This is a genomic window from Kitasatospora sp. NPDC091335, from assembly GCF_044757205.1.
Classification (GTDB): Bacteria; Actinomycetota; Actinomycetes; order Streptomycetales; family Streptomycetaceae; genus Kitasatospora.
This window is the reverse complement of sequence record NZ_JBIVUM010000009.1, coordinates 285292-308178: the sequence shown is the minus strand read 5'-3', so window position 1 is coordinate 308178 and position 22887 is coordinate 285292. Positions and strand designations below refer to the sequence as shown.

The window sequence follows — 22887 nt, the reverse complement described above, 5'->3', positions numbered from 1 at the left end:
GAGCGACCCGCCATGCGCACTGCCGTCGTCGTCGGCACCGGACTGATCGGCACCTCCGCCGCGCTCGCGTTGACCGCCCGCGGGCTGACCGTCCACCTGGAGGACGCGGACCCGGACGCCGCCCGCACCGCCGAGTCGCTCGGCGCGGGTATCACCGACCCGGTCGACGGCCAGGTGGATCTGGCGATCATCGCCGTCCCGCCCGCTCTGGTCGGCAAGGTGCTGGCCGACTGCCAGCGCCGCAACCTGGCGCACTGGTACACCGACGTCGCCAGCGTGAAGGCCGGCCCCGGCAGCGAGATCGCCGAACTCGGCTGCGACACCGTCCACTACATCGGTAGTCACCCGATGGCCGGCCGCGAGCGCTCCGGCCCGCTGGCCGCCCGAGCCGACATCTTCGAGGGCCGACCCTGGGTGCTCACCCCGACCGCGGACACCGACACCGAGACGCTCAACGCGGCGCTGGAGCTGGTCGCGCTCTGCGGCGCGGTCCCGATCGTGATGAACGCCGCCGAACACGACCGGGCCGTCGCCCTGGTCTCGCACGCCCCCCAGCTGGTGTCCTCGCTGGTCGCGGCCCGACTGGAGAACGCCGACGAGACCGCCATAAGGCTCTCCGGCCAGGGCGTGCGCGACGTCACCAGGATCGCCGCCTCCAATCCCGGCATGTGGGTCGACATCCTCTCCGCCAACGCCGGTGCGGTCGCCGACGTCCTGGAGGCGGTCGCCCGCGACCTCGGCGAGACCGTCACCGCGCTGCGCGCCATGGAGGCCGTGGAGGAGGACGAGCGCCGGGTGGGCGCGGCCGGGATCGAGGCGGTCATGCGGCGCGGCAACACCGGCCAGTCCCGCATCCCCGGCAAGCACGGCGCGCCGCCCACCCGGTACGAGACCGTGGCGGTCGTGCTGGGCGACCAGCCGGGCGAGCTGGGCCGGCTGTTCGGGGAGGTCGGCGAGGCCGGGGTCAACATCGAGGACGTCGTCATCGAGCACTCGACCGGGCAGCAGGTCGGCTTCGTCCAGCTGTCGGTGGCGCCGACGGCGGTGAAGCGACTGACCAAGGCGCTGCGGGCGAGCGGCTGGAGCGTCCGGGACTGAGGTCCGAGGGGGGCCTGGGCCGAGGCCCCGGGCGGCGGTCCGGGCGGGCGGCCAGGGGAGGGGGCGGGTGTGATCATCGACTTGCCGCTGGGGGAGACCCGGCACGGGTTCGCTGGTGATCCGGTGGACTTCGGGAACGAGCGGTTCCTGCGGGCGGTGCTGGGCGAGCGCTTCCTGCTCCGCCACCGCAGCGTCGAGGCGATGTACGAGCGGCCCAGGCCCGTACCGCTGTACCCGGAGTTCGCCGAGCCCGAGCCGACCGTCAGCCTGCTGCTGCGGGCGGCCCGTGCCGCCTTCGCCGAGCACCTGCCGTTGAGCCTGTCCCCGGACGTGCTCTGGTACGCGGTGGTGCACGAGGTCGCGGTGCACGTCCGGATGTACCCGCCGCGGTACCGGGCGCTGTTCCGCGCGGTCGGCGGGCGCCGGGCGCCGATCGTGGTGCGGGACGACGGCCTGGCGGGGCCGGCGGCGGTCTGGTCGGGACCGGTCGGGGCGGGGCCGGACTGGTCGGGGCCGGCGGCCGGGGCGGGGCCGGACTGGTCGCGCTCGGTCCGGCTGGTGCGGGAGCCGCTCGTGGCGGCCGTCGGCGCGGAACTGGTCGACCTCTTCCGGCCGGACTTCTCCACCACGACGCCGGACGACGTCTCCTCGGCGCTGGTGGCGCTGATGGACGTGGTCAGCCCGTACTACGACTTCCGCTGGGAGACCCGCTGCGGCATCCCGAGAGTCCGGCTGGAGGGCACGGCCGGGGACTGGGCGCGGCTGGCGGCCGGGGTGGGTGCACTGGCACAGCGGTTCGGCTGGTTGGCGCCGTGGTTCGCGCAGCTGCGGCCGGTGGTGGACGAGATCGCCGCGACGGCGGCCGGCGGGCCGGTGGACGAGGACTTCTGGCGCTCGCTGTTCAAGTGGCGCTCGATGTCCGGCGGGCCCCGGGTGACCGGCTGGCTCACCGCCTTCCTCGCCCACACCCAGACGCCGGACGGTCCCAGGCTGCGGCGCTCCTTCGACTGGCGGGAGGCGGCGGGCCGCGAGTACCACCAGGAGGCGTTCGAGGTGAACGACTTCCCCTCGCACGTGTCCAAGGTGCCGTTCGTGTGGGAGGTACTCGGACGGGAGGTGCCGATGGTGCTGGTCGGCGGGGTGCTCGGGATCGAGCGGGACGGGGAGTATCTGAGGCCGCGGCTGGGGACCGCGGTGCTGGAGATGGTGGAGTAGCGGCGGGGCGGGGCGGAAGAGGCGCCGCGCCGGGCGGATGGTCAGTGGCAATTGGTCGATGTCGACTAGTCGGAATCAACCAGTCGAGACTGACTGTTCGGGACCGACTGATCAGGATCGACTGGTCGGGCCGGACGGCGCGGAATGTGTCACGTCGGCGGTCCATTAACCTTGAGGGAGACACTCCCCGGCCGCTCGCCTGCCCAGGCTCCGGCTTCCATGCTCAGAGAGAGGTTCGCCCGTGGACACTGCCGACCGAGCGCACGCCCCGGTCGTCGTCGCCATCGACGGACCCTCCGGCTCCGGCAAGTCGACCGTCTCGCGGGCGGTCGCCGCCCGGCTGGGCCTGAGCTTCCTGGACACCGGCGCCATGTACCGGGCGATGACCTGGTGGATGCTGGCCAACGAGGTCGACATCGACGACGCGGAGGCGGTGGCCGTCGCGTGCGGCAAGCCGGTGATCGTCTCGGGCACCGACGCCGACGGCCCCACCATCACGGTGGACGGCCAGGACGTGTCCGGCCCGATCCGCGGCCCCGAGGTGACCTCGCAGGTCAGCGCCGTGGCCGCGGTGCCGGCCGTACGGTCCCGGCTGGTGGAGCTGCAGCGCGGCTGCGCCGAGGTCGCCGAGCGCGGCATCGTCGCCGAGGGCCGGGACATGGGGACCGTGGTGTTCCCGGACGCCACCGTCAAGGTCTTCCTGACCGCCTCCGAGGAAGCCAGGGCCGCGCGCCGGGCGACCGAGTTGCGCGCCAAGGGCGTGGACGAGGCGACCATCACCGCGATGGCCGCCGACCTCGCCCGCCGCGACGCCGCCGACTCCTCCCGGAAGACGGCCCCGCTGACCCAGGCCGCGGACGCGGTCCTGGTGGACACCAGTGCCCTTACCCTGGAGCAGGTGATCGACCGGATCGCCGGCCTTGTGGAGGAGCGGGCCGGGCTGTCCTCGGTCTGACCGCCGTGGATCAGGCCGGAGCCGGTGCGACCGGCGTCGGGCCGTCCGGGCGGGTTCGACCGCAGCCGGACGGGCCACAGCCGGGCCGGCCGTAGCCGAATCGGCAGAACAGGTCCGACCGCCGGTCGGGCCGACCATCGAGTGAACCGCGGGCCGTCGAGGTGCCGCGGAGACAACCATCGCGCTGCCCCGAGCGGGGCAGGTACGCACGGCACGCCCCTGGGAAGGGCCGGGCCGGGAAACGGAACAGACGAACATGACCGCAGAGCACTCCGCCGCCGACCACGGTGAGCTGGACGCCGCCGACTACGCCGAGTTCATGGCGCTCGCCGCCGAAGAGGGCTTCGACCTCGACGGCATCGACGGCGCGGACGGCGCCGAGCACGTCCGGCTGCCGGTGCTGGCCGTCGTCGGCCGCCCGAACGTCGGCAAGTCGACCCTGGTGAACCGCATCATCGGCCGTCGCGAGGCCGTCGTCGAGGACAAGCCGGGCGTCACCCGCGACCGGGTCACCTACGAGGCCACCTGGAACGGCCGCCGCTTCAAGGTGGTCGACACCGGCGGCTGGGAGATCGACGTCCTCGGCATCGACGCCATGGTCGCCGCCCAGGCCGAGCTGGGCATCGAGCAGGCCGACGCGGTGATGTTCGTGGTGGACGCCACGGTCGGCGCCACCGACACCGACGAAGCCCTGATCAAGATCATCCGCCGGGCGGGCAAGCCGACCGTCCTGTGCGCCAACAAGGTCGACGGCCCGTCCACCGAGGCCGAGGCCGCCTACCTGTGGTCGCTCGGCCTCGGCGAGCCGTTCCCGGTCTCCGCCCTGCACGGCCGCGGCTCGGGTGACCTGCTGGACGCCGTCATGGACGCGCTGCCCGAGGCCCCGCCGCAGACCTTCGGCGACGCCGCCCCCGGCGGCCCGCGCCGCGTCGCGCTGATCGGCCGGCCGAACGTCGGCAAGTCCAGCCTGCTGAACAAGGTCGCCGGCGAGGAGCGCGTCGTCGTCAACGAGCTGGCCGGCACCACCCGCGACCCGGTCGACGAGATGATCGAACTCGGCGGCAAGACCTGGAAGTTCGTGGACACCGCCGGTATCCGCCGCCGGGTCCACCTGACCGCCGGCGCGGACTACTACGCCTCGCTGCGCACCTCGGCCGCGCTGGACAAGGCGGAGATCGCGGTCGTCCTGATCGACGCCAGCGAGACCCTCGCCGAGCAGGACACCCGGATCATCTCGATGGCCGTCGAGGCCGGGCGCGCCGTCGTCATCGCCTACAACAAGTGGGACCAGATGGACGAGGAGCGCCGCTACTACCTGGAGCGCGAGATCGAGCGCGACCTCGTCCAGGTGCAGTGGGCCCCGCGGGTCAACGTCTCGGCCATGACCGGCCGGCACATGGAGAAGCTCGTCCCGGCGATCGAGACCGCGCTGGAGGGCTGGGAGACCCGTATCCCGACCGCGCGCCTGAACGCCTTCCTCGGCGAGCTGGTCGCCGCCCACCCGCACCCGATCCGGGGCGGCAAGCAGCCGCGCATCCTGTTCGGCACCCAGGCGGGCATCCGTCCGCCGCGCTTCGTGCTGTTCGCCTCGGGCTTCCTGGAGGCCGGCTACCGGCGCTTCGTCGAGCGCCGGCTGCGTGAGGAGTTCGGCTTCGTGGGGACGCCGATCTCGATCTCGGTGCGGGTCCGGGAGAAGCGCAAGAAGAAGTAGACAGGAGCGGCCGGTTCTCTGACCGGCGACCGGAGGGCCTCGCCACCATGGCGGGGCCCTCCCTGCGTTCGGCGGGGGCGCCGGTGGTCGCCCGAGGGGTCAGCGGTGGTCGCCGGTCGGGCCCGGAGGCAGGGAGAGCATCTGGCGGTGGCGGCCGCCGGTGGACCGGGTGGTGGTGAGACCGGTGACCGTACCCATCACCGGGGAGGGCGCGGGTGGCGCGGGCGGTGCGGGCGCGGGTACCGGCATCGGGTGCGGGGCGGCGCCGAGGTAGCCGGCCGCCACCCAGCCGTGGCCGTTGGTGAACTGGGCGGCTGGGACCGCGGGCTGGGCCGGGGAAGGGGCCGCGGTGCCGTGGCCGAGGGCGTCGCCGGTGGAGGCGACGGGCTCGGCGTGGCCGGCGGTGTGACCGCGGTGGTGACCGGCTCCGTGCGAACCGGCGCTGTGCGTTCCTCCGCCGTGCGGCCCTCCGGTGTGCGCCCCTCCGCCGTGGGCCCCGGCGGCGTGACTGCCGGTGTGGGCGCCGGCATGGGCCCCGAGGTGGTTGCCGGCATGGGCCCCGAGGTGGCTGCCGGAATGGCCGTGCTGTTGGACGCCGGTGGGGCCGGTGCCATGGTGCTGGGAGCCAGGCATGAACTGGGGGAGCCCCGGCACCTGGCCCGCGAGGGTGTGGAACGCCTGCTGCTGGGGCGGGTACGGGCGCTGCTCGCCGGGCAGCGGGTAGCCGTCGCGGACCGCGAAGCCCGTGAACTTCAGGTCCTCCTCACCCGAGCGGTCGCCGGGCAGGGCGCGGAAGAGGCGCCGGTACTCCGAGTACAGCTCGTCGTAGATCGGCGTGGCCGAGTGCGGGTGTTCGGCGTCGTACGACGGACGCATGCCCGGGATCGAGCGGGAAGCGGTGGCGGACCGGCCGGGGGACGCGGAGACGTCGTAGCTGTACACGTAGGGGCCAACGAGCGAGAGGGGCGGGGGATGCGGGGCGTGGGGGCGCGGGCGCGTCGACGCGCCGGAGCGCGAGGCGGGCGGGCGCGCCTGGCGGAGGCGCCGGCACGCCGGGGTGTGGTCGATGTGTGACGCCGGGGCAGGGGCCGACGCGGGACGCCGGAAGGCGGCCGTGGGGTGGGCGGCCGCCTTCCGGCGCGTCGTGGGCACGGAGGCGGATCAGGTGCCGGCGAGCGGCAGGGACGCGGCGACCACCTGGCCCAGTGCCACCGCCCGCTCCAGGGCCTGGCGCAGCAGGTCCTCGCGCGGTTGGCGTCCGACCAGCCCGGCCGGCACGGCGTACATCGTCACCTCGGAGAGCTGGCTCGCCGCCATTCGCCAGGCGTCCGTGACCTGGAGCGGCTGGTGTGCCTGCCACCAGCCGGTGCTGCCGCCGGTCGCGGAGGGCTGGAGGACCGCGTGCAGCTTGCCCATCGCGACCAGGACCGACCAGCCGGGCAGCTGCTCCGGGGTCTCGTCCAGGTCGGTGACGGGCTGGAAGCCGGCGTCCTGGAGCAGGTCGAGGAACTCGTCCTCACCCGAGGTGCTGCCGGGACGGCCGACCGGTCCGGTGGGCTCGACCACCAGCGAGGCGTGCCCGGCCTTGCCGTGCAGGACCAGCCCGCAGGTGATGCCGAGGATGGCGGCCTGGCCGGGGGCGGTCGGCTGGGTGGGGGCGGGGCCGGCGGGGGTGGCGGGCGATGGAGCCGGGGCCGCCGGCGAGGCGGTGGGGACGGCGAGGTCCGGGGCGCCGGACTGGGACTGGCTGATGCTTCGGACGGCGCCGACCAGTTGCTCCTCGGAGACCGGTACGACCTGGGAGGGGATGCAGCGGGCGTGGGCGAAGGCGAGGACGGCGGTCTCCTCGCCGACGAACAGCACGGTGCTGGTGGGCTCCACGTGCGTGTCGCCGGGAGTCCGGCAGGAGGTGCACTCGTAGCTGTCGGGGGCGCGGTCACCGCCGAGCAGGCGGTCGGCCTCGTCGTCGCCGATCTCGGACCGGACCTCGTCGCTGACGTCGAGCATGCGCGGCACAGGGGTCTCCTCGGATGGGTGCGGATGGGGTTCGGGGGCGGACGCGGGAGGTCGCCATGCCCAACGGGCACCTGTGTCAGGCGTCACGGGTGCCCGTCGATGCTGACGGTAATTGCCCCGGATCCGACCGCGAGGCGTGTTCTCGTGGTCGCAATCTGTCGATGTTCGTGTCGGGACTGCCGGATTGGAACGGTGAGGTGAGTCACGTGAACTGGATGTTTGATCTAGGAATCGATGTCCAAGTCCGACATTTCGGACATGATTATGTGGGTCTTACCGCCGGTAACCCTTGGCTGAGCTGGGCGGACCGCCGGAGTTTTGGCTTCGCCGCCGAACGGCTCGTAGCTTCTTGGTCGGCGCAACGAGCGCCACCCGGGCTCACCCCCGACGCACCACCCCCCGGCCCGCCGGGTGTGGCAGGTGCCCGCCGACGCGATCGCTCGAACAGGTCGTCGGCGAGCGGCTGGGTGGCCAGGGGCGGCAGCGGCACGTCCGACACGTGCACGGCCGCCCGACGGACGCGGCAAGCGATCGCGGTCCTTTCCAGGGCCTGGTTCCGCATGTCCGCCCGGGGCTGTCGAGAGGAACCTCATGACCTTCCGTAACGAGAACGCCGCTGCCACCACCTCCACCGCCACCAAGCGCAACCGCGTCCGGATGGCTGTCGTGGCGGGCGCCGCTGTCGCGGCCCTGCCGGTGGCCGGCCTCGTCACGGCCACCTCGGCCTCCGCCGCGTCCGTCTCCACCTGGGACGCCGTCGCCCAGTGCGAGAGCGGCGGCAACTGGGCCATCAACACCGGCAACGGTTTCTACGGCGGTCTCCAGTTCACCTCCAGCACCTGGGCCGCCTTCGGTGGCACCGCCTACGCCCAGCAGGCCAACCAGGCCACCAAGGCGCAGCAGATCGCCGTCGCCGAGAAGGTCCTCGCCTCGCAGGGCCCGGGCGCCTGGCCCGTCTGCTCCGTCAAGGCCGGCCTGACCAAGGGCGGCACCCCGGCCGCCGTCGACACCTCGGCGGGCTCCACCGCCGGTGCCGGCACCGGTTCGACCGCCGCCAAGCCGGCGCAGACCCCGAAGCCCGCCGCTCCGGCCGCGAAGCCGGCCGAGGCCCCGAAGGCCGCCCCCAAGGCCCAGGCCGCGCCGAAGAACGACGCCGCGCCCAAGGCCGCCGCGCCGAAGACCGATGTCCAGAAGAAGGCCGACGCCCAGAAGTCCGCGCCGAAGGCCGACCAGGGCGCCAAGTCCTGGAACCGCTCGAACGACGCCAAGCCGGCCGCCAAGGGCGACTACACCGTCAAGGCCGGTGACACCCTGAGCTCCATCGCCGCCGCGCAGGGCCTGGACTGGCACGACCTGTACCAGAACAACGCCAAGGTCATCGGTGGCAACCCGGACCTGATCCTCCCGGGCCAGACCCTCAGCATCTGAGGTTCCCCGGACGCCCGAGGCTCCCTGCGCAGCTGACATCGGCTGCTCGGCCCTCACCGTTCCGGTGCCCCGAGCGGGCACCGACGTGCTCGGCTGCCACGGACGCTCCACCGTCACGCGGGTTTCCGCCGGACGGGGGAGCGGCCGTCGGCGTTTTCGCAGTGATCCGCAGTGATCCGCGGCGATCCGCGGCGTTCGGCCGGGTGCCCGGAGTGCCGTTCGCTCGCGGCGGTGGGCTGGGCCCGGGGCAGGGCGGTGCGCGAGGATGGTGGGGTGATCCAGGGAGAGCTGTTCGGTGACCCGAGCGGGTCCGCGGGTGCGCGCGAGCGCTCCGAGCCGGCCCCCGGCGCCGTCCTGCTCCCCGGCTGGCTGGACCTCGACGCGCAACGCCGCCTGGTCGCCGCCTGCCGGGAGTGGGCCCGCCCGCCGGCCGGCCTGCACACCGTGCGGATGCCCACCGGCGGGATGATGTCCGTACGGATGGTGAGCCTCGGCCTGCACTGGTACCCGTACGGGTACCGGCGGATCGCCGAGGACGGTGCGCCGGTCAAGCCGTTCCCGTCGTTGCTCGGGACGCTTGCGCACCGGGCCGTCGCCGAGGCGTACGGGCCCGCGCTGGGGGAGGTCGCGGGCGCGGCGTCGTACGAGCCGGACATCGCGATCGTCAACCACTACGCGCACGGCGCGAAGATGGGCCTCCACCAGGACCGCGACGAGCGGGCGGACGCGCCGGTGGTCTCGCTCTCGCTCGGTGACGGCTGTGTCTTCCGGCTCGGGAACACCGAGACCAGGACCAGGCCGTGGACCGACCTGGAACTGCGCAGCGGCGACCTGCTGGTGTTCGGCGGACCGGCCCGGTTCGCGTACCACGGGGTGGTGCGGACGCTGCCGGGGACGGCGGACCCGGCGCTGGGGCTGGTCGGGCGGCTCAACATCACGGTGCGGGAGTCGGGGCTGGGCGCGTAGCCGGAGGCGCCCTCCGCCGGGCTCGGTCATCCGGTGCCGCTTCGTCCTTTCCGCTGCTGCCTCCCCGTCCGTCGCCGCTCTTTCGTCCGTCGCCGTGCTCTCGTTCCGTCCGTCATCTGTTCGCTGACTCGACTACTCGTTCGAGTGAACTAGGAGTTCCGGCGTGCTGCGCGGGAATGACCCGGGTCGCCAGAGGATTCGAGTGAGCTGGAGAATTCGTTCGGAGTCCGGAGAGGAAGCGTGCGCATGGGTACCCCCGTCGACGACCTTGTCGATCTGCTCGACCTTGAGCAGATCGAACTCAACATCTTCCGTGGGCGAAGCCCCGAGGAAGCGCTGCAACGGACGTTCGGCGGCCAGGTCGCGGGGCAGGCGCTGGTCGCGGCGGGGCGCACGGTGGACGATGCGCGCCCTGTCCACTCGCTGCACGCGTACTTCCTGCGCCCCGGGACGCCGGGCCTGCCGATCGTCTACCAGGTCGACCGGATCAGGGACGGCCGCTCCTTCACCACCCGTCGGGTACTCGGGATCCAGGGCGGCCGGTCGATCTTCGCGCTCACCGCCGACTTCCACCGGCCCGAGGAGGGCGGCATCGAGCACCAGTTCCCGATGCCGTCCGTCGCCGCCCCCGAAGACCTGCCCAGTGCCCTGGACGAGGTCGGCTCCCGACTCGGCGAGCTGCCCCCGTTCATCAGCCGCCGCCAGCCCTTCGACATCCGCTACGTCGACCGGCTGCGCTGGACGAAGGAGGAACTGGCGGGCGTCGAGGCGCGCAGCGGCGTGTGGCTACGCACCAACGGCTCGCTGCCGGACGACCCGCTGATCCACGTGTGCGCACTCACCTACGCCAGCGACATGACGCTGCTGGACGCCGTCCGCGCCCCGGTCGAGCCGCTGTGGGGCGAGCGCAACTTCGACATGGCCTCGCTCGACCACGCGATGTGGTTCCACCAGCCGTTCCGGACGGACGACTGGCTGCTCTACCAGCAGGAGTCCCCGATCGCCCACGGCGCGCGCGGTCTGGCGCGTGGGCAGATCTTCGACCGGAACGGGCAGCTGGTGGTGTCGGTGGTGCAGGAGGGCCTCTTCCGGCCGCTGAAGCGGCGCGACGGGTAGGCGAGTCCGTGGCCCGTGGTGTGCCCAGTGTTGTGTCCCGTGTCGGCGCGTTGCCGCCGTGTGGCAGTTTCGGCGGCTTCGGGCCGACGGGAATGATCCGTCCGCGTGGACGGCGTTGTGGATGATCGAGACGGGCGGTCCGAACGGCGGGCCGTCCGCGGACAGACCGGGAGGGTGGACCGATGACGGCGACGGCCGCGGAGGACTGGAAGCACTGGAGTGACGGCCGGGCGGCGTCGGTGAGCGCGCCGCACGGCCAGCTCGCACTCACCGGCACGCACTGGCTGGAGCCCGAGCCCACCGAGGTCCCCGGCCTGCCCGGGCGTTGGTGGGCCGACGCCGAGGGCGTCCGGGTCCGGGCGGCGGCTGGTGACGGCATCACGGTCGACGGTGCCGGCACACCGGTGGACGGGGACGTGCTGCTCCGTCCGGACAGTGACCCGGCCGCCGACACGGCCACCCTGGGCGACCTGCTGCTCGTCCCGATCGAGCGCGAGGGCGAGCTGGCCCTGCGGGTCTTCGACCCGGCCGCGCCGCGCCGGGGTGCCTTCGCGGGCATCTCCGCCTACCCGTACGCGCCCGAGTGGGCCGTTCCCGCCGTCTTCACCCCGTTCGAGGACGGCGACACGCAGTCCGTCGTGGTTCCGAACGCCGACGGCCGGGATCGCCCGTTGGTCGTCACCGGGCAGGTCGCCTTCACCGTGGCGGGCGAGCACCGCACGCTGACCGTCAGCCGGTCGGGCGAGCTGCTCAGCGGCGTGATCGCGGACAGGACCAGCGGCATCGACACCTACCGCTTCCGCTTCATCACCCTGCCGGCGCCGGACGCGGAGGGCCGCACCGTCCTCGACCTCAACCGGGCCTACCTGCCGCCGTGCGCCTTCTCGGACTTCTTCATCTGCCCGTTCCCGCCGCCGGGCAACCGGCTGGACTTCGCGGTGGAGGCGGGGGAGAAGCAGGTGCTGAGCCGGTAGCGGCTGCGGGCGCGGTCCCCCTGCGGGGGGACTGCGGCCCGGTCACGCGGCGAAGGGCGCAGGGCGAAGGGCGCCGGGCGGGTGGTCGGCGGGAGGCCGGCCGGAGGTCCCGGTGCCGGGGCCGGTGCGAGGCGGGTCGGGGGTGGAGCGGAGCATGGGGGACTATGTCGAACAATCAACATTCCACCCCGTCCCCCGCATCCACCCCGTCCGCCGTCCCTTCGCCGTCCACGCCTCCTTCGCCCTCCGCCCTCCCCGCATCCTCCTCCGCCGAGCCCGAATCCGATCCCGGACCGGGGGACGGGTCAGAACCGGGGGCCGTCCCCGACTCACCCTGGTACCGCCGGGCGTTCGCCGACCTCAGCCCGCTGCGCGACCACCCCGACTACCGTCGGGTCTGGGCCGGGCAGGCCGTCTCCTCCGTAGGCCAGCAGATGACGGCCGTCGCCGTCTCCGTCCAGGTCTACGACCTGACCGGCTCCGCCTTCGCGACCGGCCTGGTCGGCATCTTCTCGCTCGTCCCACTCGTCGTCTTCGGCCTCTACGGCGGTGCGATCGCCGACACCGTCGACCGACGCCGGCTGGGCCTGATCGGCTCCGCCGGTCTGGCAGCCGTCTCGGCCGTCCTGGCCGCGCAGGCGCTCGCCGGCCTCGGCCTGGTCGCCGTCCTGTACGCCGCCGTCGCCGTCCAGGCCGGCTTCTTCGCCCTCAGCTCGCCCGCCCGCTCCGCGATGATCCCCAGGCTGGTGCCGAGCCACCAGCTCCCGGCGGCGAACGCCCTGAACACCGTCAGCATGAACCTCGGCCTCACCGTGGGCCCGATGCTCGGCGGCGTCCTCATCGGCGCGTACGGCGTCCAGGCCGCCTACCTGATCGACACCGTCGCCTTCACCGCCACCCTCTACGCGATGTGGCGCCTGCCCGCCATGCGGCCGCTCGGCGATCGCAAGGGCCGCGCCTCCGTCCTCGACGGCCTCCGCTTCCTGCGCGAACAGCCCAACCTGCGCACCAGCTTCCTCGCCGACCTGGCCGCGATGGTCTTCGGCATGCCGCGCGCCCTCTTCCCGGCCATCGCGGTCACCTTCTACGGCGGCGACGCCGGCACCGTCGGCCTGCTGGTCTCCGCCCCGGCCGTCGGCGCCCTGGTCGGAGCGCTGTTCTCCGGCTGGGTCGGCCGCGTGCGCCGCCAGGGCATCGCCATCCTCGCCGCGGTCGCCGCCTGGGGCCTGGCCATCGCCGCCTTCGGCGCCCTCCACAACCTCTGGCTCGGCCTCCTGCTGCTCGCGGTCGCGGGCTGCGCCGACACCGTCAGCATGATCTTCCGCAACACGATGATGCAGGTCGCGGCCCCCGACGAGATGCGCGGACGCCTCCAGGGGATCTTCATCGTCGTGGTCGCGGGCGGCCCCCGCCTCGGCGACTTCGAGTCCGGCACCGTCGCCGCCCTCTCCAACCCCGCCACCTCCGTGATCACCGGCGGCCTCGCCTGCGTCGCCGCCGTCCTCCTCCTCGCCGCCCGCCGCCCCGCCTTCCTCGCCTACGACGCCCGCCACCCGACCCCCTGACCCACCACCCCGAACCTGGCAGCGAGCACCCCCCGACGTGCTGTATTGTTTTCCACGTCGCCGGGACAACCGGAGACAAGGTCGAGAAGCCCACAGCGAAGCCCCCCAGGCCATCGCTTCGGGTACCGAGACCACGGGACGTGGCGCAGCTTGGTAGCGCACTTGACTGGGGGTCAAGGGGTCGCAGGTTCAAATCCTGTCGTCCCGACGTGAGTCGGAAAGGCCGTTGGCCGGGTTAACGCCCAGGTCAACGGCCTTTTGCATGACGCGGCGTCAGCTTCGGCGAACATTCGTTCGTATGCGCCTGGGGACCAGATGGGGACCAAGTGGTCCCGAAGCGGTCGAATCCGGGGGGCGAGGTGCCCTCGAAGGGGCGTTCCCGGCCCCGAAATTGACTACCCACAGTGACCGATATCGAATCGTGACCAACGATTTTTCGACACCCTATGATGCAATCCGGCCATGTTTTCAGGCAGTTGGGCGACCGCCCTCGAATCTGTCAAGACGTCAGCCGGTTTCGTGACCTTGTGTCGGAGGCGTCGCGCAGATCCCCTGGACGCGTCCGGGGGCCCGTCGGGGGTCTGCCTGCCACCCGTGATCATCTACGCCCAGTAATCATCGCTGAGACGGTGCGGGTGGGAGAAGTGGCCGACGACCACGAGGAGGCAAACGCCCGCCGCGCAGGGCGGACAGGCAGGCGATGTGCTCGCCAGCTGTCGGCTTAGGCACACCCCCGGCCGCGCGGGGCGGACTCGGCGTCGTGGCCGGTGCGGTGGACGATGATGGGCACACCCCCGGCCGCGCGGGGCGGACCCACCAGCACGACGCGGGGGAGTTCACGCGCGCGGGCACACCCCCGGCCGCGCGGGGTGGAGTACGGGCCCATCGGGATACGGAAGTCACCGATCGGTACACCCCCAGGGGTGCGGGGCGAACTGGGGAGTCCAATGGTTCGAGATGCTGCTCGGCGGTACACCACCGGCTGCGCCGGGGCGGACGGCGCACTCATGCTGCCGGTCTGCGATGTCGCGGGCACACCCCCGGCCGCGCGGGGCGGACCGGCCCCACCTGATCCGCGCTGATCTGGTCGAGGGCACACCCCCGGCCGCGCGGGGCGTACTTCATGCTGCAGATGACGACCGTGTCGGCCATCGGCTCACCCCCGGCTGCGAAGGGCGGGCTGCTGGGGCAAGGCGGAATGCCTGCTGTGCCGCGGCACACCCCTGGCCGCGCAGGGCGGATTCCCAATCACATGTTCAAGCACTGGACTAGCGAGGGCGCACCCCCGGCCGCGCGGGGCGGACTGCGCAGCGCCCCCTCTCCCGCGCGCCTTTGACGGCACACCCCCGACCGCGCAGGGAATACCTCACGATCCGTGAATGTCCAACCGGTCTGAGGCCCGCCCCTGGCAGCCGGAGGCGGGCGAGGCGAGGAAGTGCCGACCGGGTTCCGTGACCTGGGCACACCCCCGGCCTCGCGGGGCAGGCACGCTCCTGGTGGGCGAGGAGGCGGGTCAGCGGGGCACACCCCCGGCCGCGCGGGGCGGACAGTTCGGCCATCGACTGGGCGGTCGCCTCCACCGGCACACCCCCGGCCGCCGCGGGGCGGACCTGTCCACTCGAAACCGCCCCTGACCTGCCCTTGGCACACCCCCGGCCGCGCGGGGCGGACTCGGGGTTGAGCTGCACCCAGTGGTACTTGGGTGGCACACCCCCGGCCGCGCGGGGCGGACGCATCCCGTCCACCTGCACGGGTCCTTGGTCAGGGCACACCCCCGGCCGCGCGGGGCGGACCTTGTCGTCCATGCCGCCCCACACGCACTGCTCGGGCACACCCCCGGCCGCGCGGGGTGGACACGCCGTCGATGGTGACGGCGGGCGGGTGGTGGGGCACACCCCCGACCGCGCGGGGCGGACGACCGCGACGACCAGGCCCGGTACGACGACGAGGGCACACCCCCGGCCGCGCGGGGCGGACACCGACCGGGCCGACGCCCTGGAGGCGTTCTCGGGCACACCCCCGGCCGCGCGGGGCGGACGTGAACGCGATGATGTCGGCTGCGTCGATCCCCGGCACACCCCCGGCCGCGCGGGGCGGACGTCATGCGGACCCGCTCACCGTGGGTCTGGGCGGGCACACCCCCGGCCGCGCGGGGCGGACATCTGCGACAACGTCACCATCGGCGAGGTGCCGGGCACACCCCCGGCCGCGCGGGGCGGACCCTTCGTGAGCTGCGGCGTTTCGGGCGGGTTGGCGCTTTTCTGTTCAGTTGTCAAGGAGCGAGAGGAGTCGGTCAGTTGGGCGGGGCGAGGGTGAGGAGACCGGCGCCGAAGGCTTTGGAGCGTCCGATGCCGTGGAGGATGGCGGTGCGCAGTTGGGCGGGGTCGGTGATGGTGGCGAGGCCGTCGTAGCGGGTGAGGGGGAGCCGCATTCGGGGGTTGTGGTCGGCGACTCCGGTGACGGGGGTGAGTTGGAAGGTGGTGGTGGTGTAGGGGGCGAGGCCGAGTTCGGGGGCGCGGCGGGTCCACCAGCGGGTGATGTCGGGGCCGGTGCAGGGGATGCGGTTGCGCAGGGGTTTGCCGGTGGTCTTGTCGCGGGCCCAGTGGACCGGGCTGGCGGTGAGGCGGTAGTGGACGTGTTGGCCGGTGGAGAGGTGGTCGAGGTAGGGGCCGAGTTCGGTGGTGCGGGCGGTGCCGTAGTGGTCGGGGAGGGGGGTGAGATCGGGTGGGTCGGTGGACTGGATGAGGAGACGCAGGCCGGTGCGGGTGGTGTCGAGGCGCCAGAGGAGTCCGAGGCTGGGGCGGGGGCCGGTGCTGCTGGTCCTGGGGGCGATGTAGCCGTCGGGCAGGAAGAGGCGTTCGGTGCGGCGGTGGAAGCCGAGTCCGCCGTGGCGCAGGTCGGCTTGGACGTCTCGGGAGGCGGTGTTGAGTCGGATCTCGGTGAGGTGGGCGGTGGTCATGATCGTGCCTCTCGGGGGTCGGGTTGGGGGCTGTAGCGGTATGCGTGGAGTCGGGTGTAGCGGGTGGTGGCGTCGCGGCCGGTGCAGAGTGCGGCGGGCAGGGTGAGGGTGGAGCGGGCGACGGTTCGTTCGGCGAAGTGGCGGGCGCCGTGGGGGTCGTCGTTGAGGGTGTGGGTGGCGCGCGGGTCGCCGGGGGCGATGGTGGTGATGACGTCGACGGTCACGGGTTCGCCGGTGTGTGGGGGTTCCTGGTCGAGGGGGACGGTTTTGAGGATGTGGGTGACGCTGCCGTGCTGGATGCCAAGGTTGTAGGGGGTTGTCGGTGGGCAGGCGCGGCGGCCGAGGTAGGGCGGGTGGACGGGGTGGTCGAGGGCGTCGGAGGCCTTGCGCAGGAGGGCTGCCGGGCCGGTGAGGACTACGGTGAAGGAGGCATCGGCGAGGTAGGCGCGGTGGGTGATGACGGCTCCGGCACGTCGTCCGCCGTCCGCGCAGGGGACGACCTCGGTGGGGCTCTGGCCGCCGATGGTGTGGTAGTCCTCCATGGGGCTTCCGGGCCGGTCGACGCGGACGGCGATGTCGAGGGCGGAGAGTGGGCCGGGGGCTTCGTCGCGGGGTTGGCCCAGGGCGGCGCCCAGGAAGCCGATCACACCGGAGCGGGTGGGGTGGGAGGCGGTGTCGCGGTAGTCGGTGAAGCCTCCGCGGACTCCCCAGGACTGCATGGGGGCGGTGAGGCGCAGGACGAGGGCCTGACGGGTGCTCATGGCGCGGTCCCGAAGGCGGCGTCGAGGGCGGATTCGATGGCCTGGTCGAAGGTGTCGACGCGGGTGCCGAGGCCGGGGAGTTTGGTGGTGCCGGTGTAGGCGTGGAGGGAGTGGAGCAGGCCGCGGTCGGCGGTCAGGCGCTGGATGGTCTTGGCGTAGTCGGACAGCCGGGCGATGGACGGGTCGGCGTGGCCCTGGCGGCCGGTGACGGGGTTGTCGAAGGCGGTGGAGAGGTTGACGGGCCGGTCGGTGCGTACGGCGAGGTGGACGAGGTCGGGCAGGGTCCAGGCGGCCGAGGCGGTCTGGCCGGTCTTCGGCATGGTGTGGATGAACCCGTCGATGTAGGCGCGGCAGACCGCGCGTGCGAGGACCAGGTCGTTGTCGATGGCGTCGGCGAAGGACCGCACGGCGATGGTGGAGAACATGTAGAACGTGCCGGCGACGAGGCGCTGGTCGCCGATCAGGCCGACGTTGGGTACGCCCTGGGTCTTGGCGGCGTAGTCGTCGACCGCGACGAAGAAGTCGATCTCGATGTTGGCCTCGTGAGTGGTGAAGGCGGAGGCGACCTGGACGCAGGCGTCGCGTTCGGCGCCGTCGATCTCCATGAGGGTCCGGCCGAGCAGGGCGATCGCGGCGTTGGCGCCGGCGAGCAGGCCGTGGACGTCGGCCGGGTCGGTGACGGTACGGCCTTCCTCTTCCTGATCCTTGTCCTTCTTCTTTGAGGCTCGGCCGTTGCGCGGCTTCGCGGCGCCCGTTTCGGCTTCCTTGAGGGCGATCTCGTAGTCGTGCTTGCGGTGGGCGGCGGTGGCCGCCATGCGCTGGGCCGTGGTGGTGGGGGTGTAGATGAGGGCAGCGGTGGCCAGGGGGTCCTTGGCCTGGATGTCGTCGGCGGAACTGCCCAGGGACATCTGGCCGCCGGTGGCGGCGGTGAAGACGTCGAGCGCGGTGAACGTGGCGAGTTCCTCGCTCCAGCCCTCCTCGCCGATGAGCAGGTCGCGGACCTCGTGGACGAGGCGGCGGGTGCGCGCGGATGCCTGGTCGGGGAGGGATTCCTCGATGTGCAGCCGCACGGGGCGCTTCTTGGAATAGGCGCTGATGCGCCCGCGGGTCGCTCCGCCGAGGACGACGGACTTCGGGCAGCCGTCGCCGTCGAGGTTCAGCCCGGACAGCGGGATGGTCTGCAGGACGTGGATGTCGACGAAGGTCGCGGGTACCGGGGTGTCAGTCATGATCGTCACTTCTCTCGTGGCGAGCGATGGTGCGGAAGTAGTCCTGTTGCCAGGTGGTGCAGGTGCGCGGGCCGTCGAAGTACCAGCTGTCGAGTTCGGCGAGCAGGCGGGCCCAGTCGAGAGGGACGCCCGCGTTGTCGGTGAGGCGTACCGCGCCGCGCAGGTCCTCGTATGGGCCGTCGGGGTTCGGCCGGACGAGCCGGTTCAGCTGGTGCCTCGTGGTGGCGGAGGACATGTGGGTCGAGGCGTGACCGAGGGCCGTGCCGATGCTGGTCCGTGAGCCGGTGCCGGAGCGGTTCGCACTGCTCATCAGGGCGGCTACGGTGTAGTAGGCACGCTGGCGGCGGGGGTGCAGGTCCGGGGGCAGCCAGGGGGCGACGTACTGGTGCATCGGACTAGGGGGTTGTTGGTCGGGCCAGGGGCCGAGTCCGCTGGCCAGTGCCCGGCGGGCGGCGCGGTCGGTGGCGATGGCGTGGGCGATGTGGTCGACGAACTTCGCGGCGCGGGTGCGGCGCGAGGTGGGCGCGGTGGTGGTCATGGCGTGGCCTTCCTCGAGGGAAGGGGCAGGTGGGCGCGGGCTCGGGCGATGCGCTCGCCGGCCGAAGGGTTGCGGGCGAGGTCGGCGGTGAGCTGGTCGAAGGTGTCCAGCGCGGCCACGCGCATGCGGTGCGTGGCGTCATCGAGCCGGCCGGTGTCGTAGAGGTTCCAGAAGATGGTGTCGGCGCGTGGCCAGAATCGCAGGGCTATGCGGGCTTTGCGGGCCCGCGCGTCGGCGGGGCGGTCGTCGAAGGCCGCGGCCAGGGCGTTGTCGAGGTGCCATTCGGCGAGGTCGGCTTCGTGGACGGCGTCGCTGATGCGCTGGGCGCCGTCCGGGTCGCGCGCGGCGGTGTGGGTGAGCAGCGGTGGTGTGGTGGTGGTCCACCACTGGTGGTCGTTGCTTTTCTCCCGGTCCTGCTCGGCACCGACCACGCGCAGGCGCAGGGTGTCCACCACCTCGTCGGGGATCTGGTCGCAGGAGGCCAGGACCTGGGGGCGGGTCGGTGCGCGTCGTGCCCGTTGCGGCTCGGTGGCCGGGTCGTTGAGCAGGACATCGAGGTCGCGGAACAACTGCCGTCCGCCGTCGGCCCTCACCGCGGAGGAAGGGGCTCCGCTCTCACGGGCGCGTTGGTAGGACAGGAAGGGGTCCGGGAACGGCTCGACGTGCCCGCCCGCCTCCCTGCCGGGCTTGTGGGGCGGGTTGCGCGCTCCCCAGGTCAGGTACCAGTCGGTGGCGAACCGGCCGTCAGCGCTCGGTACGAGGAGGATCGCGTGCCGGGTGCGGGCGGTGAGCAGGGAGACCGGGCCTGCGGGGGAGGGGGGAGGCCGGGTCGGGTCAGCGGACGTCGGGTTCTCCCAGGGCGCGAGATCGCCCTGGCCGCCGTCGACGCCGGGCGGTGTCAGGTGGGCGAGGAGCGTGGTGTGCAGGTCGGGGCCGATCGGGTGGTAGCCGACGGTGCCGCGCAGCACTGCGGCCATGCAGCCGGCGTGCGCGTTCACCGTGCCGTGGGAGCGGGTGCTCAGGGCTCCGCCGCTTCCGTAGTAGGCCCACATCAGGGTCTGCAGCGCCGCTTCGGGCGAGTCCACCGGGGCTGCGTGGCGCTGGCTCGCGGTGTCGGAGAACCATGGTCTGGCGTTGCCGGCGGGGCGTCCGATCACCAGCTTTCCGATGCCCGAGGTGCGGGGGCACTCCTCGGCCAGCCGCGGGTCCTGGAGGAACGGGCAGCGTCGGTGGTAGAGGCGCAGGTGGGCGGCGTGTTTGTGGAAGTAGCGGTCGACGGCGCGCTGGTCGAAGCCAGTGGAGAAGCGGGAGTTGCGACGCCGGTACCAGCCGGCGGCGGTTTCGCCGGGACGCAGGTGGTCCAGACCGGTGACGCGATAGGTGATGGCCGCGGCGATCCGGTAGAGGGCGCCGTAGGCGATCGGGTAGGGCAGGGTGAGGTCCGCGATCGCGGACGCGTCGGAGATCATCTCGTGCAGGCCGAGGCGGCGGGTGGTGCCGTCGCGGTATCGGCAGTCGATCCAGGCCCCGTGTGCCAGGTCGAAGTCGTCGGCCGGGGCGTTCATCGCTCACTCCTTCGGTGTCGGAGGGCGGGCCACCAGGCCCAGGTAGCGGTCGTAGAAGACGGTCCACCCGGAGGTGTGCACCGGCTTCCCGGGGGCTGGGTGCACGAGCAGGACGAGCGGTCCCAGGCGCTTGTCGCTCGCCCAGCCGGCCGGGGGCTGGGCGTCGGCGCCGAGGTGCTTCTGCCAGGTGGCATGCCGGGTGGAGACCAGGCGCTCGCGGATCGGCTCCAGGTCGTGCGGCAGGCGGGCGGGGAGCGGGAGGTAGGTGTCGGGCTCCATGGAGAGCCCCTCGGGCCGGCGCCACAGCGGGAGGATCTGGACGCTGTCGAGCCGGTAGCGTGTGGCGGCTTCCTCGTCCGTCCCGGACAGGTCCGTGAGGTCGAACAGGTCGACCAGCTCCCGCGGGTGGGGGATGACCACCGGGCGGGCCGCGTTCGCCATCGCCTGCTCGCCCTCCAGATGGGCCAGCACGTCCTCGTCCGGACTGTCGCCGCCCAGGCGCTCTTCGAGCGACTCCAGCAGGGGCTGGACGTCATCGGGCTCCGTGACCACCCCGTGGCCTTCCAGCAGTTCGCGGCTGATCCGGACCACGGCGGTGCTGTAGATCGCTTCCCACCGGCCGTCGTCGGGAAGACCGTCGTGCGTCTGCGGCACGAGCACGGTGACCGGTACCCGGACACGGGACAGTTCGGTGTGGCGCCGCCCCCGGCCGGCCCGCTGGATGATCGTCGGCAGTGGTGCCAGATCGGTGACCACGTGATCCAGATCCAGGTCCAGCGACTGCTCGCAAATTTGGGTTGTCACGAGCACCGCGCGCTGGGGACGGTGGGTGCGGTCCTTGCCGAAGGCCGTCTCCACGCTCGTGGTGACGCCCGCGCGGTCCATCTCACGGTAGTGCGCGTGGACCAGGAGCACCTCGACGTCCGCCGGCAGAACGGCCCGCAGCGCCAGCGCGGTGTGCTGCGCGGAGGCCACCGTGTTGCAGACCGCGAGCACGCACAGCTGCTGATTGTGCTCGAACAGCTTCGCCACGACCCGGGCGCGGGCCTTGTCGCAGACCGGAACCGCGTCACGGCGCGTCGCCCGGTGTGATCCGGGCAGGCCGGTCAACCGCACGTCCAGGACTCTCCTCCGCTTGGTGCGCACCGATTGCACTGTGGGGTGGCCAGTGGCTCCGTCCAGGTGGAACCACCCCGGGTAGGCGGGACGGAAGTCCGGCAGCTGCACACCCGGAGCGGACCCCGACAGGTAGGCCGCGGCTAGCGAGCGGGCCACCGAGCGCGGCAGCGTGGCGGACATCAGCACGACCGGCACGCCGAGCGCACCCCACCAGGCCAGCACGGTCCGCAACAGGCTCTGCATATAGGGGTCGTAGGCGTGACACTCGTCCACCACCAGCACCTTGCGGGTCAGACCGCCGATTCGCAGGACGTTGTGCCGGATCCTCAGGCCGGCCAGCAGCACCTGGTCGATCGTGGAAACCGTCACCCCCGCCAACACCGGCCGCCCGCGCCCCTGGAGGAACTCCGGCGCGGCCTCCAAGGCCACCCCCTTGCCGTCGTCGTGACTGAGTACCGCGCCCTGCCCGCTCCGTCCGGCCCGGCTGTGCGCCAGCGTCACCGGAGACGACGCGGCCAGAGCCCGCCGTGCCCACCGCCAGACACGCCAGTACACCGAGTCGGTGGTGGCCACCGACGGCAAGGCCAGGTGGACACCCATACGGGGCCCGCCCATCCACCGCGCCGACCACAGGCCCCCCTCGGTCTTCCCGCTCCCGGTCGGCCACATCAGCACCAACAACCCCGCCTTGCCCGGAACCGCGCACCCGCGCAGCCACTTCAACAGCGACTGCTGCAAGGCGTTCGGCTCGAAGTCGAACCAGTTGACGAACCTCATGACACCGGAGTCTCCTTCCACACCGGCAGACCAAGGCCTGCGTCCTCCACCAGGCCGGGGCCGGCCGCCACAGCCTGCTCCCAGTGACGAACCACGAGGGCCGGGTCTCCCGGTTCGGACAGGTGCTCCAACTGATCGATGACGAAGGGGAGCTGGGATGCCAGCCAGTCCGCGAGCACCACCATCTCCCCGGCCAGTACCGCGGCCTCCACCGACAGCACTTCCGGCGGATCCGGATCGCCCACGGCTTGGGCAACCGCGGTCAGGTGGGCAAGCCGCTGCTCTTCCCACCGTCCCTCTCCCAACATTCTGATGACGAGGGACGGATGGCGAAGGCGGTTGCGGTTCGGCTGCGGGAAGACGCGGCCGTGATGGCCGCCGAGCAGCTGGGCGAGCCGGCGCGCGGGCGAGGCCGCAGGAAGGCCATCGCCGCCGTCGTAGCCGTGCGAGGGGAGCCGTACGGCCAGGTAAAGCTGGGTGGCCTCACCATGTGACAGGCCTCGAGCCTCGGACGAAAGAGGAGGGTAGCCTCTCAACTGGGCAAATTCCGCAGGCACTTTGACCTGGAAGTAGGCGCCGATCTTCCCGAGATCGTGCCAACCTGCCCAGCAGGCGAGGAGTGATCCGGCGCGCTCCCGGTCGGTATCGGAGTCGGGCTCCAGGCCCAGTCCGGCGGTGAACATCCGCTGCTGGCCCTCGGACATGTACAGGTCCCAGAGAGCTAGGCAGACGGCCGCCGTGTCCAGCAGATGAGCGAAGAGGGGATAGGTCAGGCCATCCGGCAGTCCGTCCTCTTTCGACCACAGTACGCCGTCTAGTGCCCACTTTGAAGTGAAGTCGGGTACAAAGTCACCAATGTTCATATTTCGAGCATAGGAGCGTATGCCGACGCCCG

At 72.5% G+C, this 22887-nt stretch carries 18 protein-coding genes, 1 tRNA gene and 1 CRISPR repeat array; of the genes, 10 read left to right on the top strand and 9 right to left on the bottom strand.

Annotated elements, in window-relative coordinates; translation table 11 throughout:
• The first annotated feature begins 12 nt into the window (after positions 1-12).
• From ACIQOW_RS21245 to der, 4 genes are all read left to right on the top strand, one after another.
• Positions 13-1098 (top strand): prephenate dehydrogenase, encoded by a 1086-nt coding sequence (locus ACIQOW_RS21245; protein ID WP_401087202.1) that lies wholly within the window; start codon positions 13-15, stop codon positions 1096-1098.
• A gap of 69 nt (positions 1099-1167) precedes the next feature.
• Positions 1168-2313 carry a DUF4419 domain-containing protein gene (locus ACIQOW_RS21240; RefSeq protein ID WP_401087200.1) on the top strand — a complete coding sequence of 382 codons (1146 nt, stop codon included), beginning with the start codon at positions 1168-1170 and terminating at the stop codon, positions 2311-2313.
• A gap of 241 nt (positions 2314-2554) precedes the next feature.
• Positions 2555-3268, top strand: coding sequence for a (d)CMP kinase (gene cmk / locus ACIQOW_RS21235; protein WP_188301881.1), 714 nt, complete (start codon positions 2555-2557; stop codon positions 3266-3268).
• 256 nt (positions 3269-3524) lie between these two features.
• Positions 3525-4979, top strand: coding sequence for a ribosome biogenesis GTPase Der (gene der / locus ACIQOW_RS21230; RefSeq protein WP_188301880.1), 1455 nt, complete (start codon positions 3525-3527; stop codon positions 4977-4979).
• A gap of 99 nt (positions 4980-5078) precedes the next feature.
• Here der and ACIQOW_RS21225 read toward each other — a convergent pair whose 3' ends face one another.
• Positions 5079-5855, bottom strand: coding sequence for a hypothetical protein (locus tag ACIQOW_RS21225; RefSeq protein WP_401087197.1), 777 nt, complete (start codon positions 5853-5855; stop codon positions 5079-5081).
• Between the two features lie 285 nt (positions 5856-6140).
• Positions 6141-6995: a hypothetical protein gene (locus tag ACIQOW_RS21220; RefSeq protein ID WP_401087195.1), complete on the bottom strand. Its 855-nt coding sequence runs from the start codon at positions 6993-6995 to the stop codon at positions 6141-6143.
• A gap of 591 nt (positions 6996-7586) precedes the next feature.
• On the opposite strand from ACIQOW_RS21220, the gene ACIQOW_RS21215 reads away from it, so the two are divergent.
• The 6 genes from ACIQOW_RS21215 (at position 7587) to ACIQOW_RS21190 (ending at position 13252) form a co-directional block, all read left to right on the top strand.
• Positions 7587-8423: a transglycosylase family protein gene (locus ACIQOW_RS21215; RefSeq protein WP_401087193.1), complete on the top strand. Its 837-nt coding sequence runs from the start codon at positions 7587-7589 to the stop codon at positions 8421-8423.
• A 276-nt stretch (positions 8424-8699) separates the two neighbouring features.
• Positions 8700-9389 carry an alpha-ketoglutarate-dependent dioxygenase AlkB family protein gene (locus ACIQOW_RS21210; RefSeq protein ID WP_401087259.1) on the top strand — a complete coding sequence of 230 codons (690 nt, stop codon included), beginning with the start codon at positions 8700-8702 and terminating at the stop codon, positions 9387-9389.
• Between the two features lie 246 nt (positions 9390-9635).
• On the top strand, positions 9636-10505 hold the full coding sequence (locus ACIQOW_RS21205) for an acyl-CoA thioesterase II (protein ID WP_188301876.1): 870 nt from the start codon (positions 9636-9638) through the stop codon (positions 10503-10505).
• Positions 10506-10687: 182 nt separating this feature from the next.
• Complete coding sequence (locus ACIQOW_RS21200; RefSeq protein ID WP_401087190.1) at positions 10688-11479, top strand: DUF1684 domain-containing protein; 792 nt, start codon at positions 10688-10690, stop codon at positions 11477-11479.
• Between the two features lie 164 nt (positions 11480-11643).
• Entirely contained in the window at positions 11644-13044 is a 1401-nt protein-coding gene (locus tag ACIQOW_RS21195) for an MFS transporter (protein ID WP_401087188.1), read from the top strand.
• Positions 13045-13178: 134 nt separating this feature from the next.
• Positions 13179-13252 (top strand) — tRNA-Pro (locus ACIQOW_RS21190).
• A gap of 1251 nt (positions 13253-14503) precedes the next feature.
• Positions 14504-15265: direct repeats of the CRISPR family, unit length 28 nt; unit sequence GGCACACCCCCGGCCGCGCGGGGCGGAC.
• 72 nt (positions 15266-15337) lie between these two features.
• On the opposite strand, the gene ACIQOW_RS21185 is transcribed toward ACIQOW_RS21190, so the two are convergent.
• From ACIQOW_RS21185 to ACIQOW_RS21155, 7 genes are read right to left on the bottom strand one after another with little or no spacing between them, the layout of a single operon-like run.
• The gene (locus ACIQOW_RS21185; protein WP_401087186.1) at positions 15338-16003 is read right to left on the bottom strand and encodes a type I-E CRISPR-associated protein Cas6/Cse3/CasE; all 666 of its coding nucleotides are present in this window, start codon (positions 16001-16003) and stop codon (positions 15338-15340) included.
• Positions 16000-16764 (bottom strand): type I-E CRISPR-associated protein Cas5/CasD, encoded by a 765-nt coding sequence (gene cas5e / locus ACIQOW_RS21180; protein WP_401087184.1) that lies wholly within the window; start codon positions 16762-16764, stop codon positions 16000-16002. Before cas5e ends, ACIQOW_RS21185 begins: the two co-directional genes overlap by 4 nt.
• Positions 16761-17993, bottom strand: coding sequence for a type I-E CRISPR-associated protein Cas7/Cse4/CasC (gene cas7e, locus ACIQOW_RS21175; protein WP_401087182.1), 1233 nt, complete (start codon positions 17991-17993; stop codon positions 16761-16763). The genes cas5e and cas7e overlap by 4 nt, the downstream gene beginning before the upstream one ends.
• Positions 17986-18531 (bottom strand): type I-E CRISPR-associated protein Cse2/CasB, encoded by a 546-nt coding sequence (casB, locus tag ACIQOW_RS21170; protein ID WP_401087180.1) that lies wholly within the window; start codon positions 18529-18531, stop codon positions 17986-17988. The genes cas7e and casB overlap by 8 nt, the downstream gene beginning before the upstream one ends.
• Positions 18528-20096, bottom strand: a complete 1569-nt coding sequence (gene casA, locus ACIQOW_RS21165; protein WP_401087178.1) for a type I-E CRISPR-associated protein Cse1/CasA — start codon at positions 20094-20096, stop codon at positions 18528-18530. Before casA ends, casB begins: the two co-directional genes overlap by 4 nt.
• 3 nt (positions 20097-20099) lie before the next feature.
• Complete coding sequence (cas3, locus tag ACIQOW_RS21160) at positions 20100-21992, bottom strand: CRISPR-associated helicase Cas3' (protein WP_401087176.1); 1893 nt, start codon at positions 21990-21992, stop codon at positions 20100-20102.
• Positions 21989-22855 (bottom strand): CRISPR-associated endonuclease Cas3'', encoded by an 867-nt coding sequence (locus ACIQOW_RS21155; protein ID WP_401087175.1) that lies wholly within the window; start codon positions 22853-22855, stop codon positions 21989-21991. Before ACIQOW_RS21155 ends, cas3 begins: the two co-directional genes overlap by 4 nt.
• Positions 22856-22887: the final 32 nt, after the last annotated feature.

What these genes read in the sequence shown, in the direction of transcription:
- casB (WP_401087180.1), bottom strand. Translation starts at nt 18,531, where the DNA reads ATGACCACCACCGCGCCCACCTCGCGCCGCACCCGCGCCGCGAAGTTC.
- ACIQOW_RS21245 (WP_401087202.1), top strand. Translation starts at nt 13, where the DNA reads ATGCGCACTGCCGTCGTCGTCGGCACCGGACTGATCGGCACCTCCGCC.
- ACIQOW_RS21205 (WP_188301876.1), top strand. Translation starts at nt 9,636, where the DNA reads ATGGGTACCCCCGTCGACGACCTTGTCGATCTGCTCGACCTTGAGCAG.
- ACIQOW_RS21155 (WP_401087175.1), bottom strand. Translation starts at nt 22,855, where the DNA reads ATGAACATTGGTGACTTTGTACCCGACTTCACTTCAAAGTGGGCACTA.
- der (WP_188301880.1), top strand. Translation starts at nt 3,525, where the DNA reads ATGACCGCAGAGCACTCCGCCGCCGACCACGGTGAGCTGGACGCCGCC.
- ACIQOW_RS21185 (WP_401087186.1), bottom strand. Translation starts at nt 16,003, where the DNA reads ATGACCACCGCCCACCTCACCGAGATCCGACTCAACACCGCCTCCCGA.
- cas7e (WP_401087182.1), bottom strand. Translation starts at nt 17,993, where the DNA reads ATGACTGACACCCCGGTACCCGCGACCTTCGTCGACATCCACGTCCTG.
- ACIQOW_RS21225 (WP_401087197.1), bottom strand. Translation starts at nt 5,855, where the DNA reads ATGCGTCCGTCGTACGACGCCGAACACCCGCACTCGGCCACGCCGATC.
- ACIQOW_RS21215 (WP_401087193.1), top strand. Translation starts at nt 7,587, where the DNA reads ATGACCTTCCGTAACGAGAACGCCGCTGCCACCACCTCCACCGCCACC.
- cas3 (WP_401087176.1), bottom strand. Translation starts at nt 21,992, where the DNA reads ATGAGGTTCGTCAACTGGTTCGACTTCGAGCCGAACGCCTTGCAGCAG.
- ACIQOW_RS21200 (WP_401087190.1), top strand. Translation starts at nt 10,688, where the DNA reads ATGACGGCGACGGCCGCGGAGGACTGGAAGCACTGGAGTGACGGCCGG.
- ACIQOW_RS21195 (WP_401087188.1), top strand. Translation starts at nt 11,644, where the DNA reads ATGTCGAACAATCAACATTCCACCCCGTCCCCCGCATCCACCCCGTCC.
- casA (WP_401087178.1), bottom strand. Translation starts at nt 20,096, where the DNA reads ATGAACGCCCCGGCCGACGACTTCGACCTGGCACACGGGGCCTGGATC.
- cas5e (WP_401087184.1), bottom strand. Translation starts at nt 16,764, where the DNA reads ATGAGCACCCGTCAGGCCCTCGTCCTGCGCCTCACCGCCCCCATGCAG.